Here is a 17,046-nt window from a genome sequence, read left to right as displayed (position 1 = left end):
TAACCTTTTGAAATGCAGATAGCTGTTGACTAAATTACTGTTTTACAGTTCTGTTAAAAGTGTATATTTGTTTTATCTAAATATCAGATATTATGAAAGCTTACGATGAACTCATTGATTTTTTAGCTTCGGGAACTACTCCTGAAAGGGTATTATTGTTTAAGCCGTCCACAGAATCCTCGCTCCGCGTTCGTGAACTGATAGGTAAAGAGAAAAGTGGAGAACTTAATGAAGAAGAACGATCAGAGTTGGACAGTTATTTTCAGTTGGAACATCTAATGCGATTGACAAAAGCCCGTGCACATAATTATGTCCAGAGCTAGCGATTATGTTACCGAATTCATGCGTAAGCAGGTTGCCGAAGCCGCTGGTTTTCAGTGTGAATATTGCCTGATTCACGAAAAGGATGCCTATTTTGGCTGTGAAATTGACCATGTAGTAAGTATAAAACATGGTGGTAGTTCAGTCTTACAAAATCTTGCCTACTCCTGTATGATCTGCAACCTTTATAAAGGGAGTGATTTAGGAAGTATAACAGAAACTGGTAAACTAATCCGCTTTTATAATCCCCGAATTGACAATTGGAATGAACATTTTTTGATTCAAGGCAATGCCATTATCCCTGTAAACGAAATTGGAAAAGTGACTGCCAGAATATTTCGGTTTAACGAAATAGAAAGAAGAATGGAAAGAGACGCTCTACAGGAAATTGGCTTGTATCCAAAGCGTAATTAATAATACAAATGTTTTACAACTCAGGAAAACTTACAACTCAGGTGAACCAATAAATCAAAGGGGTTAATAAAGTTGTTCACAAATCAGCGTTTGCATAAAAATTATAATCATTCACAACAGTCCGTAAAAATACATTCCCTGTATCGAGACTATTAACGCCAAGCAGCACTTCCACTTTATGCATGGTTTTTTCTATTAGTTCATCATTGCCGCTTGCCAGTACTTTTTTGATCGTCCGGATATCTTTGTCCGAAAGCTGAGCCGCACCACGATATTTCGGCTGATAAGTTGTATCAAAATCCGGAGTCAGAATATGTTCAAGTTTAACGGTTGGCTGTGTTTTGATCACGGCAGTACCGGCAGCAATGTCACCTAACCGCTGGCCTTTACCGTTAATTGCGATGGTCAGGATTGCGATCATTCCTGAAAAAGTACTTATATCAACTGCCGCCAGAAGCCAGCGCAGTAAGTAGGAGCTCAGCGTTGCTTTATTTCCGTCGAGCTGAATCACTTTTATTTTAAGCGCCATTTTGCCGACAGTCTGGCCATCCAGATAATATTCACACAGGAGCGGGCAAAGGACTATAGGCAGAAAGATGCCGGCAGTAAGCATCCAAGTTTCAGAAAACAGTCTGTTGTTTGGGTCAAAAAGGATTTTTATTCCAAAAACGGTTAGTATCCAGCCAAAGTACACGGCGTAATCCACAATCTGTGCCAGGATACGTTCTCCTATACTGGCGATTTCATAGTCTACACCAACATTTTGGGCGGTTTCAATTTGTAAGCTCATTAAGCATCAAAAGTTTATCAGGACAAAAATTCCTATATATTGCAAGAAAAATAGTGTAATCCTACCTACTTTCCAATTCCCGGACAGCAGCCTATGAAAGAAGCAGTTTTTGTAAAACGAAATTCCGAACGCTGGCGCTCCTACGAAGAAAGTCAGGCCGAAGATCCGGACGAGCTTACATCCCGTTTTATCGCTTTAACTGATGATCTTTCGTATGCGAGAACATTTTACCCCGGCTCGCCGGTATTAAAATATCTGAACGGGCTTACTTCTCATCTTCACCGGAAATTATACAGCAACCGTCGTGAAGATCATGGCCGGATCAAAACTTTCTGGATGTATGAATTACCGCTCATTTCTTTTCAGGCCAGGTACAATCTGCTTTATGCTTTTTTATTCTTCACAGCCGCGTTTTTTATCGGAAGTATTTCGGCCGCCAATGATGAAACCTTCGTCCGGTTAATCCTTGGGGATGGCTATGTAAACCAAACGCTTGAAAATATCAAAAATGGAGATCCGCTTGCTATTTACAAGTCCGAAGGTTCAGCGGATATGTTTCTGTCCATAACGGTTAACAACATTCGTGTATCATTTATGGCATTTTCAGCCGGACTTCTTTTTTCAGCCGGGACGCTTTATGTCATTACTCAAAACGGGATTATGTTGGGAGCGTTTCAGTATTTCTTTTATGAAAGAGGCTTATTGCTTCAATCTGTTCTGAAAATCTGGATTCATGGTACGCTGGAAATATCGGCAATCATCATTGCTGGAGCAGCGGGACTGCTTATCGGAAACAGCCTGCTTTTTCCGGGAACCTATTCAAGACTGGAATCATTTAAAGGCGGTGCGAAGAAAGGCTTAAAATTAGCTATTGGATTGGTTCCGGTTTTTATTGCCGCTGGTTTTCTGGAAAGTTTTGTAACAAGGCTTACTTTGCCCACATGGGGAAGTGTATCCATTATCGGCGTTTCGGCGGCTTTTATTATCTGGTATTTTGTGATTTATCCGCAGCGCTTGTACGGCTCAAAAAATAGAATCGATATTCAAAATCACACACGACTAAATTAAACTCATCTAACACCCATCCACATGAAAGAAACGCCAATAGTATTACTCCAGCAGCGGGATTTTGGTCAGAAAATAAATGCTTCCTTTGACTTTGCGATCAAAAATTTCGGTCCGCTGCTTAAAGTGATTTTTTCTATCGCAGGACCTTCGGCATTACTTGCCGGCGTTGCCCAGGGCCTTTTTCAGTCAAATTTGGTCAGAGTGGGTACACAGGCCAATCCAATGGGCACATTGTATCAATACCTCACAATCGAATATTTCTTCGTCGGTGTTTTCGGAGTGATCACATACTTTCTGGCATATGCAAGTGTAAGTGCCTATATGGTTTTATATGAACAGAAAGGGCCATCAGAAAAACCGAAAACCGCAGAGGTTTGGCAGAAGATTCTTGAAAACATTCCGACAAATATTGGTGCACAATTATTATCTTTTCTGTTGATCCTGATCGCAACCTTATTTTTCCTTATCCCGGGTATTTATCTTGCCATTTGTTTTCAATTTGTAGTGATTATATCGATCCGTGAAAAATTGTCTGTAACAGATACGCTCAAAAGAAGTTATAAACTAACCATCGGCAAGTGGTGGTCCACGTTCGGGCTTATTTTAATCATGTCGATCATTGCATCCATTATAGCGATCGTTTTTCAGTTCCCTCTTTTTGTTTCCATGATCATGACAACAATGGGTTTCGGAAACGGGCTCACTGACTCAAAAATTTTAACCGTTATCCTAACTATTATCTCCATGGTTGGTTCTACGATCGTTCAGGGACTAATCTGGATTGCAATTGCGTTTCAGTATTATAATCTGGTTGAGCGGCTGGACGGTTCAGGACTTTTGGCGGATATTGAATCTATGGGAAGCGGGGAAACGGAACGACCAGCGGACGAAGGTTATTTTTAGAATATAAAGAATTTGCGGTGAATTCAGTTTTGGGAAAGTTGAAAAAAATACTCGTGTGCCACATTTGTGGCCTGTTGGGAATTTTTATGCTTGTTATAATTTCGTTATCAACTGTTTCCGCTCAAAAGGATTCTCTCAAAACAATTAAAAATGACAACAGTCTGATTACGCCGAGATATCCTGATCCCGGGCATCTTGAAAAATACAAAAATGATCACGATTATAATTACAATGAGCGTCCGATGCCAGCGGATAATCCACTCGGGCGCTGGATCGATTGGTTAAACAGAAAGATCAGGTCATTTTTTGGATCCAAATCTTACGACAACTTTTGGCAGTACGTGATTATGGCAGTCACTGCGGGACTGGTGTTGTATCTGTTGTATAAGGCAAAAGTGCTTGATTACGTATTTCCTTCGAAAGGCGTTCGTGCTTCGGCAGACTATGTTGTGGGACAGGAAAATATTCACGAAATCAATTTTGAAGATGCCATTGGCGGCGCTTTAAATCAAAAGGATTTTCGTTTGGCGATACGTTTGCAATATCTCCGGATACTGAAATTGCTCACCACAAAAGAGCTGATTCACTGGAAGCCAAATTTAACGAACCAGGTTTACGTGCAGGAGCTAGAAAAATATCCTTACCATCCCGATTTTGTGCAGATCACCCGTTATTTTGAATTTGCCTGGTACGGTGATTTCCAGGTTAATGAATCAGGTTTTGAAGAAATGAAAGCGTTTTCCGATTCTTTTGTAAAAAAGATCAACACTTAAATGATCATCGGTTTTTCAGTGTACAAACATGTTTTTTAACCTCAACCGGTACTGGCTTTTTTTATTTCTGATAGTCCTTGGATACGGGCTGTTTGAATATTATCGCCCCAAACCGGTAGATTGGAAAGAATCGTATTCAAATGAGGATAAAATTCCTTTTGGAACAGAGGTGCTTTTTGATCTGATGCCGGAACTAGTGGGCGGTCATAATGTAGAAAGTGTGAGGATTCCACCTTATAACTGGCTGGCGGAAGATTCAGCTGACAAAGCTAAAAGCAGTTATATCTTTATAAAATCGCTTTTTCAGATTGATGCCAATGATAGAAAAGCCTTGCTGGATTATGTAAAAAAGGGCAATGTCGTTTTTATTTCGGCTTACCGGTTTTCAGGGGATTTTTTAAAAGATATTGGTGTAAAAGCGCCACAGCATGGACCGTCACTTAGAGACTCAGCGAAAGTGTTCAACTTTGTTAACCCTTTGCTGAGAGATAAAAAAGGATTTAAATTTAGCAAGGATGACGGCACCAATTATCTACAGATAAAAAAAGGAACTGATGCAGTTGTATTGGCAGTGAATGAGGATAATGAACCGGTTTTTGTAAAAGTTACTTATGGAAAAGGGCAGATTTACATACACAACTTAGCTCTGGCTTTTACAAACTATTATGTGCTCGATTCTTTAACCAGCCAGCACGCATTTAAAGCAATTTCGTATTTACCAAAACAGCCGGTTTATTGGGATGAATATCAAAAGAAAGGACGTTTTGGCGAAAATCAGCATTCTGTTTTCAGATACATTGTAACTTCGCCAGGGTTAAAAACCGCTTATTACCTCGCTCTGAGCGGTTTGCTTTTATACGTGATTTTTTCGGGCAAAAGAAGACAGAGGGTTATTCCAATAATGAATTCTCCGAAAAATGTTTCTCTTGAATTTGTGAAGACAATCGGCAACATGTATTATCGAAAGGGTAATCATGCAAACATGGCCGGAAAACTGGTTCAGCATTTCAGGATGTATCTGAGAGAGAGATTTGGGGTAAATACAGCGACGCACTCGGATGAAGAATTATCAGCATTAATTTCACAAAAGGGGGGATTGTCCAACCTGGAAACCGAAGATTTACTTCGCGAAATTTCGGATGAACATGGAAAATGGACCGGCGAGCGCTTAATAGAATTAAATCATAAACTGGAAGAATTTTACGAAAGGACGAGGTGAGGTAGCAGGGGACATGGAGATGAGGGCGTGGGGAATACGTACGATCAACATTTGCCTGAAAGGCATACATATCTGATCATTGGGCACCGCCCGATGATCATAACGAACAACAGGTCGGGCACCGCCCGATGAACCAGGAAAAAAATGGAATTCACAAACAGAATCGAGTTAACCAGCCTAAAAGAAGCAGCCGAAAAGATCAAAGCCGAAATCGCACAGATCGTAATCGGGCAGCAGTCAACGATTGAATATATCCTCACAGCATTGTTGGCCGACGGGCACATCCTGCTTGAAGGAGTTCCCGGCGTAGCAAAAACACTAATTGCCAAAGTAATAGCCAAAACAATTGACGTTGATTTTGGCAGGATACAGTTCACCCCGGATCTGATGCCAACGGATGTGCTGGGTACTTCTTTATACAATACCAAAAGTACTGAATTTGAATTTCGTCAGGGGCCCGTATTTGCCAACATAGTTTTGGTAGATGAAGTAAACCGCGCACCGGCAAAAACGCAGTCAGCGCTTTTTGAAGTGATGGAAGAAAGACAGGTAACGGTCGACGGAACGACTTATCCCATGTCTGAGCCATTTCTGATTCTAGCTACACAAAATCCTGTGGAGCACGAAGGAACTTACCGCCTGCCGGAAGCACAGCTTGACAGGTTTCTGTTTAAGCTCAACATTGGTTATCCGTCGGTTGCGGAAGAAGCACAAATTCTGAAAGGCCATAACGAACGGCGCAGATTGAGCGAGGCTGTTAATGAGGTGAAATCTGTAATTACGGCTTCTCAGCTTTCTGCTTTACGGGATATCATTCTTCATGTTCATGTGGAAGAAAATCTGCTGGAATATATTGTGAAAATTGTCGGCGCCACTCGTTCGCATCCGGCTTTGTTTCTGGGTGCTTCTCCGCGTGCATCTGTGGCACTGCTAAATAGCTGCAAAGCACTGGCAGCATTAAGAGGGAGGGATTTTATAATACCTGATGATGTGCAGGAACTGGCTTATCCTGTTTTGAGGCACCGCATTATTTTAACTCCTGAAAGAGAAATGGAAGGCTCCACACCGGACGAGGTCATTCGGCTGATCCTGGAAAAGACAGAGGTTCCAAGATAGATTTCGCAGATTATACATTAGTAGCGAACAGTAGTTTAAAATGATTTTACTCCGCTTTTTAAGGACATTGTATTTTACCAAGGTCTTCTGGATAATCTGGATTTTCCTGGTTACAGGCTTTGTCGTAGGATATGTTTTTCCTTCGGTACTGGCCATTTTTAACATACTCCTGATTGTTTTCGTGCTGCTCTTTATCGGAGATACTTTTGCATTATACAGAATCAAAGCAGGAGTTTTTGCGAGAAGAAGTGTTCCCGACCGGCTTTCTAACGGAGATGAAAATCCGGTAACGATTTATCTGGAAAGCAGATATCCTTTTCAGGTACAGGTTGAAGTGGTTGATGAAATTCCACATCAGTTTCAGCGCCGTGATGTGTTGTTCAATGCAGATTTACCGGCTTTTTCCGAAAAACAGATTCATTATGATTTACGCCCTGTAAAGCGGGGAGAATATGAATTCGGGCATATTAATGTTTTTACACTTACACCGTTACGGCTGGTAAAAAGAAGATTTCAGTTTGAAGATCCAAAAGTTACTGCCGTCTATCCGTCTTATCTCCAGATGCGGCAATACGCTTTGCTCGCTGTGGCAAACAGACTGAGTGAAGCAGGCGTAAAACGAATCCGGAAAGTGGGACATTCGATGGAATTTGACCAGGTGCGGAGTTATGTGCCAGGAGATGACCGGCGTTCGGTAAACTGGAAAGCCAGCGCCAGACGAGGTGAGATGATGGTGAATGCTTATCAGGACGAAAAACAACAAACAGTATATTGTCTGATCGACAAAGGTCGTGTGATGCAGTCGCCTTTTGAGGGACTGACTTTGCTGGACTATGCAATTAATGCAACGCTCGTTATGAGCAACATCGCTTTGATGAAAGAAGACAAAGCAGGGCTCATCACTTTTTCGGATACAAACGGGCAGCTTGTGGCAGCTGACCGCCGTTCGGGGCATCTGCAAAAAATACTGGAAGTGCTTTACAGACAGAAAACCAGGTTTTTAGAAACAGATTTTGAGCGGCTTGCTATCACCGTTCGTCATCATGTAAAGCAGCGAAGTTTACTTCTGTTATTTACCAATTTCGAAACACTTGCAGCATTACAGCGGCAGCTTCCTTATTTACGCCGGCTGGCAAAGGATCACCTTTTGGTCGTCATTTTATTTGAAAATACAGAAACAAAGCAACTCATAAATACGCCTGCTCATGACGTTGAGCAGGTTTATTTGAAAACCATCGCACAGCGGTTTTATTATCAAAAGAAAAAAATTACAGCTGAGTTAAGCCGTTTTGGCATTCAGTCAATATTAACTTCTCCACAGCAGCTGTCTGTAAATACAATTAATAAATATCTGGAACTGAAAGACCGCGGGGCTTTATAGTAGTTTTCCGTAAAATCAGGTTTTTTAAATATCTTCCCTTCCTTCCATATCTTTACAAACTGATTTATCCAAAATGCGCCTTCGATGAAATTTGTCAAAATCCTCCTGAAAATAATTGGTTCTTTCTTTCTGATTTTATTGCTCGCCATTGCTACGATGATCACGACAATGGATCAGACGCCTTATCAGCAAATGCCATATTATAAACAGTGGAAAAGCTTAATTGGTAAGGTAAAGGCAGATACGCTACGCACCGAATCTTTTAAAGTTGGCTGGTCAAAAATTAACATAACTCCTTCCTCACCAACACCAATGGCAGGTTATGGTAATCGTCGCGGCAGACCTTATGTTTCGGTGCATGATTCGGTTTATGTAAGGGCCATGGTGATTGATAATGGCATTACCCAGGCAGCCATCATCGCAGCAGATCTGCTCATTATTCCGCCAACAGTAACTAAAATATTACAGGCAAAATTAACGGAGAATGAAATTTCTTTTGATAAAGTATTTTTTGGTGCAACGCATAGTCACAATAGCGTCGGCGGCTGGGGAACCGGTATTTCGGGTTTATTTTTTTCCGGAAAATATGATCAAAAGAGTGTTGATAAAATCGCCGATGCCATTTTTCAGGCGATCGTACAGGCCAAAGCAAAGCTGGAACCTGCCAGGCTGACTTACATGGAATCGGTTGATAAAGCTGATATTCAAAACCGGTTGGTAGGGGAAGAAGGGAGTGTAGATCCTGAAATACGGTCAATAGGTTTTGTTACGGATAGTGGCAAAAAAGCAATATTAACTTCTTACGGGGCGCATTCGACAGTAATTCAGTCTAAAAACATGGTTCTTTCCCGCGATTACCCAGGCGTACTTGTGGATTCTTTGGAAAACGGACATTACAATTTTGCAATGTACATGGCCGGCGCAGTTGGAAGTATGGCTCCCATCGAAAAAGGCACAGATGATTTTGACGAAATGAAAAATCAGGCTTTTGGTGTTCAAAAAGCGCTTCTTGCATCTGATACAGTGTCTCTTTCAAAACAAGCCTTTTTACAATCGGTTACAATTCCTTTACCTTTGAGGGAGCCATCTCCCCGGCTGACGATGGATATTGTCCTTCGTCCATGGGCATTTAAAAAGGCTTTTGGCGAGTATCCGGTATTTGTAAAAGCATTGCGTATTGGTAATGTATTGATGGTAGGCATGCCCTGTGATTTTTCGGGTGAACTTGTAGCGGGTTTGGATGCCTATGCTAAAACAAAAGGATTAAATCTGATGGTAACCAGTTTTAACGGAGGATATATCGGTTACATTACCCACGACAAATATTTCGATAGAGACAAGTACGAAACAAAAACGATGAGCTGGTACGGTCCCTATAACGGTGCTTATCTGCAGGAAGTAATTCGGGATATAATTGATAAAATGTCGTAGTTTTAAGTTAAGAACTTAAAGTAAGTAGTAGCCTTGTGGCCACAAAGTGGCCTCCTGTTTATAGAGATTTGGGAGGGACAAGATTTAATTAGCTCCATCGGAGCCTCCTTACAACATCAAAATTATCCTGAGCCTACATGAAAACATTAGTTATTCTTCTATGTATTTTAGTTTCAACGCAAACCTTTGCCCAAAAACCGCTACGACTGGCTATTGCCGGATTAAGTCACGGACACGTCGGCTGGGTCTTTAACAGGAAGGATAAAAAAGATATTGAGCTGGTCGGGATTTATGAAACGAATCCGGAGCTTGTGGACCGTTTTTCTGAAAAATATAAGCTTGATAAAAGCTTGTTTTTTAGTGACTTGAGCAAAATGCTTGATCAGGTTAAACCGGAGGCCGTTTCTGCTTTTGGCCCTATCAATGAACATATTATGGTGGTCAAAGCCTGTGCGCCAAGGAAAATACATGTCATGGTTGAAAAACCTTTGGCTACGACGCTCGCAGATGCAAGAGAGATTGAAAAACTGGCCGATAAAAATTCAATACAGGTACTTACTAATTTCGAAACTTCCTGGTATGCGAGTAATCAATATGTAAACGATCTGGTTGAACAGGGAAAACTCGGGGAAATTCGAAAAGTAATGGTGAATGATGGTCATCAGGGACCTAAGGAAATTGGTGTGAGCAAAGAGTTTTTTGCTTTTTTAACCGACCCCGGGAAAAACGGAGCTGGTGCCCTGAATGACTTCGGATGTTACGGTGCCAATTTGATGACCTGGCTTTTAAAAGGACAAAAACCTCTTTCAGTAACCGCGGTAGCTCATCAAAACAAACCTGATATTTATCAGAAAGTGGATGACGATGCCACAATTATTTTACAATATCCCAAAGCCCAATGTGTCATCCAGGCATCCTGGAACTGGACTTTTGCCCGTAAGGATATGGAAGTTTTTGGTACAAAAGGATATGCGGTTGCTGTGAATCCTACAACAATTCGCCAGCGTCTTCAGGAGAAATCTCCTGAAGAAACCGTAAAAATCGATCCTCGCCCTGCACCTTTTACAGATCCTTTTTCAGTACTTGCAGATGTGGTCAGCGGAAGACTGAGATTAGGAGAGCATGATATGTATGGATTGCCGGTGAATGTAACGGTAGTTGAGATTCTGGAAGCTGCAAAGCAGTCCGCAAAAACGGGGAAAACGATTATCTTAAAATAAACGGCAAAGAATTCTTTGTCAAATGATTGATTTATATGGAATTGACTGCCCGTTCTGTTCGTTTTTCACAAACAACCCTGACTGAACTGATGATCCCGTCTTACGCTAATTTTGGCGGAAAAATACATGGAGGGATATTACTTTCACTGATTGATAAAGTGGCCTATGCCTGCGCTTCACGTCACGCAGCAAACTATTGTGTAACGGTTTCGGTAGATGCAGTCGATTTTCTGGAGCCGGTAGAAGTGGGGGACCTGGTATCGCTGATGGCTTCGGTAAATTATGTTGGCCGTACTTCGCTGGTTATTGGAATTAAAGTCATAGCTGAAAATGTGAGAAACGGAACACAGCGGCATACCAATACTTCTTATGTAACAATGGTTGCAAAAGGCGAAGATGATAAGCCGGCGCTGGTTCCTCCTTTGTTGTTGGAAAATGAGGGAGATGCAAGACGTTTTTTAGAAGCTATGAAAAGGAAAGAACTGAAAGAAACTTACCGAAATGCCTTTGATAATGCAAAGACCCGGCTTGATTTAGGGGGAAATATTGAGAAACTTGCTCAGCAACGCTGCGTACTTGCCTGGGAACAATAAAACGTAAAATGATATGACTGCTTTTCTTTTTAGTTTTTTGACATTTTTTGGTTCTGTGTTTTCGGAACCAGCTGTTACTTTAAAGGTAGAAATTGGCAATTTGAAAAGCAGTAAAGGAAAGCTGCTGATAGGAATTTATAAACCCGGAGGTAAGTTTACGGACGGGAAACCTGTTGAATCCAAAATCATTGAGGTGAATTCCAAAAGTAATCAGTTAGCAACTTTTGCTCTCGAACCAGGTCGATATGCTATCGCGCTGTATCATGATTTGAACGGGAATGGAGTCATGGACAAAAATTTTGTAGGCATTCCAAAAGAGCCTTATGGATTCAGTAAGGATTTCCGGCCAAAATTGTCCGCACCTTCGTTTGAAGATTGTGCGTTTGATTTACCGGCATCCGGTAAATCCATCTCGGTGAAATTGACGGACTAAGAATGCTCTTTGGCTAAAGCCGCCTTAGTTCCGGATATCGCTGGATTACAGCGTCCAAGACGATTAGCGGCTTTAGCCAAAGTATCTAAGTTAAATATCAGAACCCGAAAAGTCCGCCGCTTTTCTTTCGGGTGGAAGTTGTCTTTTTACCAAATAACATACCAAAAACCCCTCTCACAACTTCCCTTCCGATTTGTTTTGCCAAAGGGGAATTCAGAGCCTCAGAAATCATTCCTTTTTCTTCTTTCTGATTTTTTGCCTGTATTACCTCTTCCTTTGCCTGTACCTGCGCCTGAGCATGTTCCTCCATTCTGCGGGTAAGCATCTCGTAGGCGCTATCCGGGTCGATCGGATCTTTATATTTGGCATACACATCCGATTGCTGCACGTGATTTTCGTAATCAGCCTGCATCATCGGGCCCATAATTGAGGCGGGTGGGAGTAAATGTGTTGCAGCTACTTCTGTCGGGATACCTTTTTCATTCAAAACCGTAATCAGTGCCTGACCGATACCTAACGTTGTTAAGATTTGATCGATCTCATAAAACTGAGAACGCGGATAAGTTTTAACCGTTTGCTTTAAAGCATCGGCATCCTGAGGTGTAAAAGCGCGTAACACGTGCTGGACGCGGTTTCCCAATTGTCCGAGTACGGAAACCGGTACATCCTGCGCCATTTGCGTACAGAAGAAAATACCGACGCCCTTTGACCTGATCAGACGAATAACCTGTTCAATCTGGTCTAAAAATGCTTTCGGTGCGTCTTTAAACAACAGATGAGCTTCATCCAGAAAGAAAACCAGCTTGGGTTTATCGAGATCTCCGGCTTCGGGCAGTTTTTGGTATAATTCTGCCAGCAGGCTGAGCATAAAGGTTGAAAACAATGCCGGTTTATCCTGTACGTCAGAAATATTTAAAAGACTGATGACACCCTGGCCGTCTACGCGGTTGATCAGATCGGTGATATCAAAAGATTTTTCCCCGAAAATACTTCCTACTCCCTGTTGCTCAAGTGCTACGATTTTACGCAATATGGTGCCGGCGGTAGAAGAAGATATGGACCCGTAATCTGATTTGATCTCCGCTGCACCGGGACCTTCGGAAAGGTAGGCGAGTACTTTTTTTAAGTCGTTAAGATCTACCATTGGCAGGTCTTTATCATCGGCATATTTGAAAAGAATAGCCAATACACCCGATTGCGTATCGTTTAATTCAAATATTTTGGACAGTAAAATCGGGCCAAATTCCAGGATGGTTGCCCGCATTTGAGCGCCCTTTTTGCCACTTAGCGAATAGAGTTCTATCGGATAACCTTTTGCTTCGAACACATTTCCGAGTACCTGAGAGCGTTCTTCTATGGCGGCGTTGGTTTTACCCGGCTGTGCAATTCCGGATAAGTCACCTTTGATGTCAGACATAAAAACAGGAACTCCGGCTGCTGATAACTGCTCGGCAAGGACCTGAAGCGTACGGGTTTTTCCGGAACCGGTTGCACCGGCAACGAGTCCGTGCCGGTTCATCATCCGAAGGGGAAGGTTTACTTTGGCTTCTGTAATGATTTCTCCATCCAGAATTGCCGAACCCAAATGAATCGCAGGCTGGGTGGTTTGGTACGATTTCTGGATAGCTGCTACAAAAAGATCTCTTTTAGACACAGGCGTAAGTTGTTATTGTTAATGACGCGTTAATTTACCAAATTTATATCTTTTGAAAAGAAACCTTGCAGTAATATGAATATTTACAGGATTATAATAATCTTTTAAGAAGATATATTATTTTTCGTAGTGACTTGTATTTGCGAAATTTTATTAGGTATTTTAGCGAATTCACTATGTAATTATTCTGATTTTAATTTCTGGAACCACAATATTTGCCCGTATATGCTTAGTAGAGTTGCCAATTCAATTTACTGGATGAATCGTTATATGGAACGGGTTGAAAACTATTCCCGTTTTGTCGGAGTAAATTTTAACCTTGCGCTAGATCTTCCTCCTGATGTCGACGAACAGTGGGAACCCCTCCTTATTGCCACGGCAGACCATTTTACCTTTTATAAATATTATGAAAAGCCTACGAAAGAGGATGTAATCCATTTCATGACTTTTGATAAACGTAATCCGAATTCGATTATCAGTTGTCTCTATGAGGCAAGAGAAAACGCACGGACGATACGCGAAACGATTTCGAAAGAAATGTGGGAGAGTATCAATACGTTTTACCTGACCATCAAAGGAACTTCTGCTGATCACTTCCGTAATATGGATCACATGCAGTCATATTTTACCGACATACGTAAAAGCTGTCAATTGTTTCATGGTGTTGTTGATTCTTCAATTACCCGTAACGAAGCCTGGCATTTTGGTCGTTTAGGGCGTCATATTGAACGGGCTGATAAATGTTCGAGATTCCTGGATGTGAAGTATTTTACATTGATGCAGGATACCAGTACTTCCGGTTCCACACTTGATTTGATGATGTGGACTGCAGTGTTAAAATCGGTGAGTGCGTACAATATGTATCGCCAGACCCACCGCGCGCTGACACCCATGAACATTGTTGCGTTTTTGATTCTTGATAAATTATTTCCCCGTTCGATTGCATACAGTGTTCGTCAGGCGGAACTTTCATTATATGCGATCCGTGGTTCCATACCTGAAAGAGGGCATACAGATCCTGCCGAAAGAGCATTAAGCAAAATGCGCAGCGAGCTGGAATTTACAGATGTGGAAGATGTTTTTAAAATGGGTCTTCATGAATATCTGGATAAATTTCAGACAAAAAACAACGAGGTAGACAGCGCCATTTTTGACATGTATTTTGGTCTTGAAACTGAAAAATCGCAAAGCCAGTCGATGGGACAAAGCATGGGCAAGTCTTCTTCAAGCCAATGGATGAACTGATAAAATAAATTACGGCTAAGGTTTCAGGCATAATTATTGCCCGGATAGAAATAGTGGCGGTGATCAGGCCGGCCACTATTTCTATATCAGACATGTCCAGACACATAGTATTTCTCAAAAAAGAACTTTTATGAACCTGAAAGTTCATCATTCGCTGCATTATACATATGACAATCCGGTCGTTCTGGATCAGCATACTTTATACATCTACCCGCGCCCGTACCCCAACCAGCGTGTTATTGACTATTCACTTTTTATCGATCCGCGTCCCTCGAATATTGTCCGGAATGTAGATACAGAAGGCAATTCGCAGCAGGTTGCCTTTTTTTTTAACGGGCCAGTTACCGGGCTTACAGTTGATGTTGTCATGACGGTTACTTCGGAACCGTTTAACGTTTTTGACTTTGTTCTTTTCCCTTTTTCTACCAAAAACTTTCCGTTTTTATATGAAGACAGGATTTATAAATATCTGATACCTTATCTGAGCAGAAACGACGTCACCAATAATGTCGAGCAGTTTGCAAGGAAAATTGCTGCCGGTGTAAATTGGGAAACCGTGCCGTTTTTGGTTCAGTTAAGTCAGTATATCAGCGAGAATTTTATCTACCGGAACCGTGAGTTCGGAATGGCTTATCCACCCGATGATACCCTACGGGACCGCATGGGATCCTGCAGGGACTATTCCCGTCTTTTTATCAGTGCCTGCCGCAGTCTGGGAATTGCAGCGCGATTTGTAAGTGGTTATTTGTACGGAAATCCTTTGCAGGCACATGAACTGCATGCCTGGGTGGAAGTGTATCTCCCCGGTGCAGGCTGGCGCGGTTTTGATCCCACAGAAGGTAAAGCAATCATTAACAACCACATCAGTCTGGGTGCTTCCGCTGATTTTGACCAGCTGGCTCCTGTTATGGGCTCCTTTCGTGGATTTGCTAATGCGTCACTGGTAACGCGCGTGGATATTGAGATGGTATAATTCCGGATGTCCATTTAATCAATACGAACTTTTGTTTGAGAAAAAACCTCCTAAGGCGTGGGAAATTTCGTATTTTTGTACCCAAACAAACAGAGGACTTTAAGATCGTGACGTTAATAAAATCTATATCAGGGATCAGAGGAATTGTGGGTGGAAAATCCGGCGAGGCGCTGACTCCGATTGATGTTGTAAAGTTTGCAGCTGCCTACGGCACCTGGCTGCGACGTACTAATCCGCAGAATTTAAAGGTTGTAATTGGCAGAGATGCACGTCTTTCCGGTGAAATGGTAAGTCGTCTTGTTGCTGCTACTTTGCAGGGTGTTGGCCTAAGTGTCATCGACTTAGGACTTTCTACAACCCCAACCGTAGAAATTGCCGTTACCATGGAAAATGCAGGCGGAGGTATCATTCTTACCGCGAGCCATAATCCGATACAATGGAATGCGCTTAAACTGCTTAATCACGAAGGTCAGTTTATTAATGAGGCTGAGGGGGAAGAGGTTTTGAGGATAGCTGATGCAGAAGATTTTATTTTCGTTGACGTCAAAAAACTTGGAAGTTACACTACCGACGACACTTATCTCCAAAAACACATTGATCATATTCTGGCCTTGCCTTTGGTAGATGTTGCCGCAATTACTGCTGCTAATTTCCGGATTGTGGTTGATGCGGTTAATTCGACCGGCGGAATATTTGTCCCTGCCTTGCTGGAAGCCTTAGGGGTTCAAACCAAGAATATTAAAAAACTGAACTGCGATCCGACCGGGAATTTTGCACACAATCCTGAGCCGCTTCCTGAGCATTTGCGGGAAATAAGCAAAGCGCTTAATGATGGTTCGTTCAATCTGGGCATTGTTGTAGACCCGGATGTGGACAGACTGGCGTTGATGTGTGAAGATGGAAGTCCGTTTGGAGAAGAATATACACTCGTTGCCGTCGCAGATTTTGTATTGAAAAATACACCCGGAAATACCGTATCCAATCTGTCGTCGACAGCTGCTTTACGTGATGTAACAGTGAAAGCTGGCGGTAATTATTTTGCTTCTGCTGTGGGTGAGGTGAATGTGGTGACGAAAATGAAAGAGCAAAATGCCATTATTGGCGGAGAGGGAAATGGAGGGGTTATTTATCCCGAAAGTCACTATGGTCGCGATGCTTTGGTTGGAATCGCTCTTTTTCTGACACATCTCGCGAAATTTGGTAAGACGGTTTCGGTCATGCGGAAGTCTTATCCAAGCTATTATATTTCAAAAAATAAAATAGAACTGACTCCGGACATCAATGTTGATAATATTTTAAGCCGGATTCAGACAAAATATTCTAAACAGCCGCTGAGTACAATTGACGGTGTACGCATTGAATTTGACCGCGAATGGGTTCATTTGCGTAAATCCAATACTGAACCGATTATCCGGATTTATTCGGAATCAGAGACGCAAACTACCGCAATCAATCTCGCTAATAAAATTATCTCTGATATAAAAGAGATCATTTCAGAACCTAAGAAATAAG

The 17,046-nt window shown here is 41.9% G+C and carries 17 protein-coding genes; 15 read left to right on the top strand and 2 right to left on the bottom strand.

Going from position 1 to position 17,046, the window contains the following annotated elements:
* Positions 1-92 precede the first annotated feature (92 nt).
* Positions 93-323: a hypothetical protein gene (locus E0F88_RS23170; protein WP_165940133.1), complete on the top strand. Its 231-nt coding sequence runs from the start codon at positions 93-95 to the stop codon at positions 321-323.
* The gene (locus tag E0F88_RS23165) at positions 310-735 is read left to right on the top strand and encodes an HNH endonuclease (RefSeq protein WP_131960668.1); all 426 of its coding nucleotides are present in this window, start codon (positions 310-312) and stop codon (positions 733-735) included. The genes E0F88_RS23170 and E0F88_RS23165 overlap by 14 nt, the downstream gene beginning before the upstream one ends.
* 76 nt (positions 736-811) lie before the next feature.
* Here the strand turns inward: E0F88_RS23165 and E0F88_RS23160 are convergent, their stop codons facing one another.
* The gene (locus E0F88_RS23160) at positions 812-1,525 is read right to left on the bottom strand and encodes an RDD family protein (protein ID WP_131960667.1); all 714 of its coding nucleotides are present in this window, start codon (positions 1,523-1,525) and stop codon (positions 812-814) included.
* A 93-nt stretch (positions 1,526-1,618) separates the two neighbouring features.
* On the opposite strand from E0F88_RS23160, the gene E0F88_RS23155 reads away from it, so the two are divergent.
* From E0F88_RS23155 to E0F88_RS23110, 10 genes are all read left to right on the top strand, one after another.
* Positions 1,619-2,593 (top strand): stage II sporulation protein M, encoded by a 975-nt coding sequence (locus tag E0F88_RS23155; RefSeq protein WP_131960666.1) that lies wholly within the window; start codon positions 1,619-1,621, stop codon positions 2,591-2,593.
* A 21-nt stretch (positions 2,594-2,614) separates the two neighbouring features.
* A complete protein-coding gene (locus E0F88_RS23150; RefSeq protein WP_131960665.1) occupies positions 2,615-3,496 on the top strand; it encodes a DUF7847 domain-containing protein in 882 nt (293 codons plus the stop codon).
* A gap of 86 nt (positions 3,497-3,582) precedes the next feature.
* Positions 3,583-4,269: a DUF4129 domain-containing protein gene (locus E0F88_RS23145; RefSeq protein ID WP_131960664.1), complete on the top strand. Its 687-nt coding sequence runs from the start codon at positions 3,583-3,585 to the stop codon at positions 4,267-4,269.
* 28 nt (positions 4,270-4,297) lie between these two features.
* Positions 4,298-5,488, top strand: a complete 1,191-nt coding sequence (locus E0F88_RS23140) for a DUF4350 domain-containing protein (protein WP_131960663.1) — start codon at positions 4,298-4,300, stop codon at positions 5,486-5,488.
* A 144-nt stretch (positions 5,489-5,632) separates the two neighbouring features.
* Positions 5,633-6,604: an AAA family ATPase gene (locus E0F88_RS23135; protein WP_131960662.1), complete on the top strand. Its 972-nt coding sequence runs from the start codon at positions 5,633-5,635 to the stop codon at positions 6,602-6,604.
* A 40-nt stretch (positions 6,605-6,644) separates the two neighbouring features.
* Positions 6,645-7,985, top strand: a complete 1,341-nt coding sequence (locus E0F88_RS23130) for a DUF58 domain-containing protein (RefSeq protein WP_131960661.1) — start codon at positions 6,645-6,647, stop codon at positions 7,983-7,985.
* A gap of 84 nt (positions 7,986-8,069) precedes the next feature.
* Positions 8,070-9,416, top strand: a complete 1,347-nt coding sequence (locus tag E0F88_RS23125; RefSeq protein ID WP_131960660.1) for a neutral/alkaline non-lysosomal ceramidase N-terminal domain-containing protein — start codon at positions 8,070-8,072, stop codon at positions 9,414-9,416.
* Between the two features lie 137 nt (positions 9,417-9,553).
* Positions 9,554-10,636, top strand: a complete 1,083-nt coding sequence (locus E0F88_RS23120; RefSeq protein WP_131960659.1) for a Gfo/Idh/MocA family protein — start codon at positions 9,554-9,556, stop codon at positions 10,634-10,636.
* Between the two features lie 35 nt (positions 10,637-10,671).
* On the top strand, positions 10,672-11,229 hold the full coding sequence (locus tag E0F88_RS23115) for an acyl-CoA thioesterase (protein ID WP_131960658.1): 558 nt from the start codon (positions 10,672-10,674) through the stop codon (positions 11,227-11,229).
* 13 nt (positions 11,230-11,242) lie between these two features.
* Positions 11,243-11,662, top strand: a complete 420-nt coding sequence (locus E0F88_RS23110; RefSeq protein ID WP_131960657.1) for a DUF2141 domain-containing protein — start codon at positions 11,243-11,245, stop codon at positions 11,660-11,662.
* A gap of 97 nt (positions 11,663-11,759) precedes the next feature.
* On the opposite strand, the gene E0F88_RS23105 is transcribed toward E0F88_RS23110, so the two are convergent.
* The gene (locus E0F88_RS23105) at positions 11,760-13,316 is read right to left on the bottom strand and encodes a helicase HerA-like domain-containing protein (protein WP_131960656.1); all 1,557 of its coding nucleotides are present in this window, start codon (positions 13,314-13,316) and stop codon (positions 11,760-11,762) included.
* Positions 13,317-13,541: 225 nt separating this feature from the next.
* Here E0F88_RS23105 and E0F88_RS23100 point away from each other — a divergent pair, with 225 nt between their 5' ends.
* From E0F88_RS23100 to glmM, 3 genes are all read left to right on the top strand, one after another.
* Positions 13,542-14,561 (top strand): alpha-E domain-containing protein, encoded by a 1,020-nt coding sequence (locus E0F88_RS23100; protein WP_131960655.1) that lies wholly within the window; start codon positions 13,542-13,544, stop codon positions 14,559-14,561.
* A 130-nt stretch (positions 14,562-14,691) separates the two neighbouring features.
* Positions 14,692-15,534, top strand: a complete 843-nt coding sequence (locus E0F88_RS23095; protein WP_131960654.1) for a transglutaminase family protein — start codon at positions 14,692-14,694, stop codon at positions 15,532-15,534.
* A gap of 107 nt (positions 15,535-15,641) precedes the next feature.
* Positions 15,642-17,045, top strand: coding sequence for a phosphoglucosamine mutase (gene glmM, locus E0F88_RS23090; RefSeq protein WP_131960855.1), 1,404 nt, complete (start codon positions 15,642-15,644; stop codon positions 17,043-17,045).
* The last annotated feature ends 1 nt before the right edge of the window (position 17,046 follow it).

The organism is Dyadobacter psychrotolerans (assembly GCF_004349265.1).
Lineage (GTDB): Bacteria > Bacteroidota > Bacteroidia > Cytophagales > Spirosomataceae > Dyadobacter > Dyadobacter psychrotolerans.
This window is presented reverse-complemented; position numbering and strand designations above follow the sequence as displayed.

What these genes read in the sequence shown, in the direction of transcription:
- E0F88_RS23170 (WP_165940133.1), top strand. Translation starts at nt 93, where the DNA reads ATGAAAGCTTACGATGAACTCATTGATTTTTTAGCTTCGGGAACTACT.
- E0F88_RS23125 (WP_131960660.1), top strand. Translation starts at nt 8,070, where the DNA reads ATGAAATTTGTCAAAATCCTCCTGAAAATAATTGGTTCTTTCTTTCTG.
- E0F88_RS23140 (WP_131960663.1), top strand. Translation starts at nt 4,298, where the DNA reads ATGTTTTTTAACCTCAACCGGTACTGGCTTTTTTTATTTCTGATAGTC.
- E0F88_RS23150 (WP_131960665.1), top strand. Translation starts at nt 2,615, where the DNA reads ATGAAAGAAACGCCAATAGTATTACTCCAGCAGCGGGATTTTGGTCAG.
- E0F88_RS23110 (WP_131960657.1), top strand. Translation starts at nt 11,243, where the DNA reads ATGACTGCTTTTCTTTTTAGTTTTTTGACATTTTTTGGTTCTGTGTTT.
- E0F88_RS23095 (WP_131960654.1), top strand. Translation starts at nt 14,692, where the DNA reads ATGAACCTGAAAGTTCATCATTCGCTGCATTATACATATGACAATCCG.
- E0F88_RS23130 (WP_131960661.1), top strand. Translation starts at nt 6,645, where the DNA reads ATGATTTTACTCCGCTTTTTAAGGACATTGTATTTTACCAAGGTCTTC.
- E0F88_RS23115 (WP_131960658.1), top strand. Translation starts at nt 10,672, where the DNA reads ATGGAATTGACTGCCCGTTCTGTTCGTTTTTCACAAACAACCCTGACT.
- E0F88_RS23155 (WP_131960666.1), top strand. Translation starts at nt 1,619, where the DNA reads ATGAAAGAAGCAGTTTTTGTAAAACGAAATTCCGAACGCTGGCGCTCC.
- E0F88_RS23160 (WP_131960667.1), bottom strand. Translation starts at nt 1,525, where the DNA reads ATGAGCTTACAAATTGAAACCGCCCAAAATGTTGGTGTAGACTATGAA.
- E0F88_RS23145 (WP_131960664.1), top strand. Translation starts at nt 3,583, where the DNA reads ATGCTTGTTATAATTTCGTTATCAACTGTTTCCGCTCAAAAGGATTCT.
- E0F88_RS23165 (WP_131960668.1), top strand. Translation starts at nt 310, where the DNA reads ATGTCCAGAGCTAGCGATTATGTTACCGAATTCATGCGTAAGCAGGTT.
- E0F88_RS23120 (WP_131960659.1), top strand. Translation starts at nt 9,554, where the DNA reads ATGAAAACATTAGTTATTCTTCTATGTATTTTAGTTTCAACGCAAACC.
- E0F88_RS23100 (WP_131960655.1), top strand. Translation starts at nt 13,542, where the DNA reads ATGCTTAGTAGAGTTGCCAATTCAATTTACTGGATGAATCGTTATATG.
- E0F88_RS23135 (WP_131960662.1), top strand. Translation starts at nt 5,633, where the DNA reads ATGGAATTCACAAACAGAATCGAGTTAACCAGCCTAAAAGAAGCAGCC.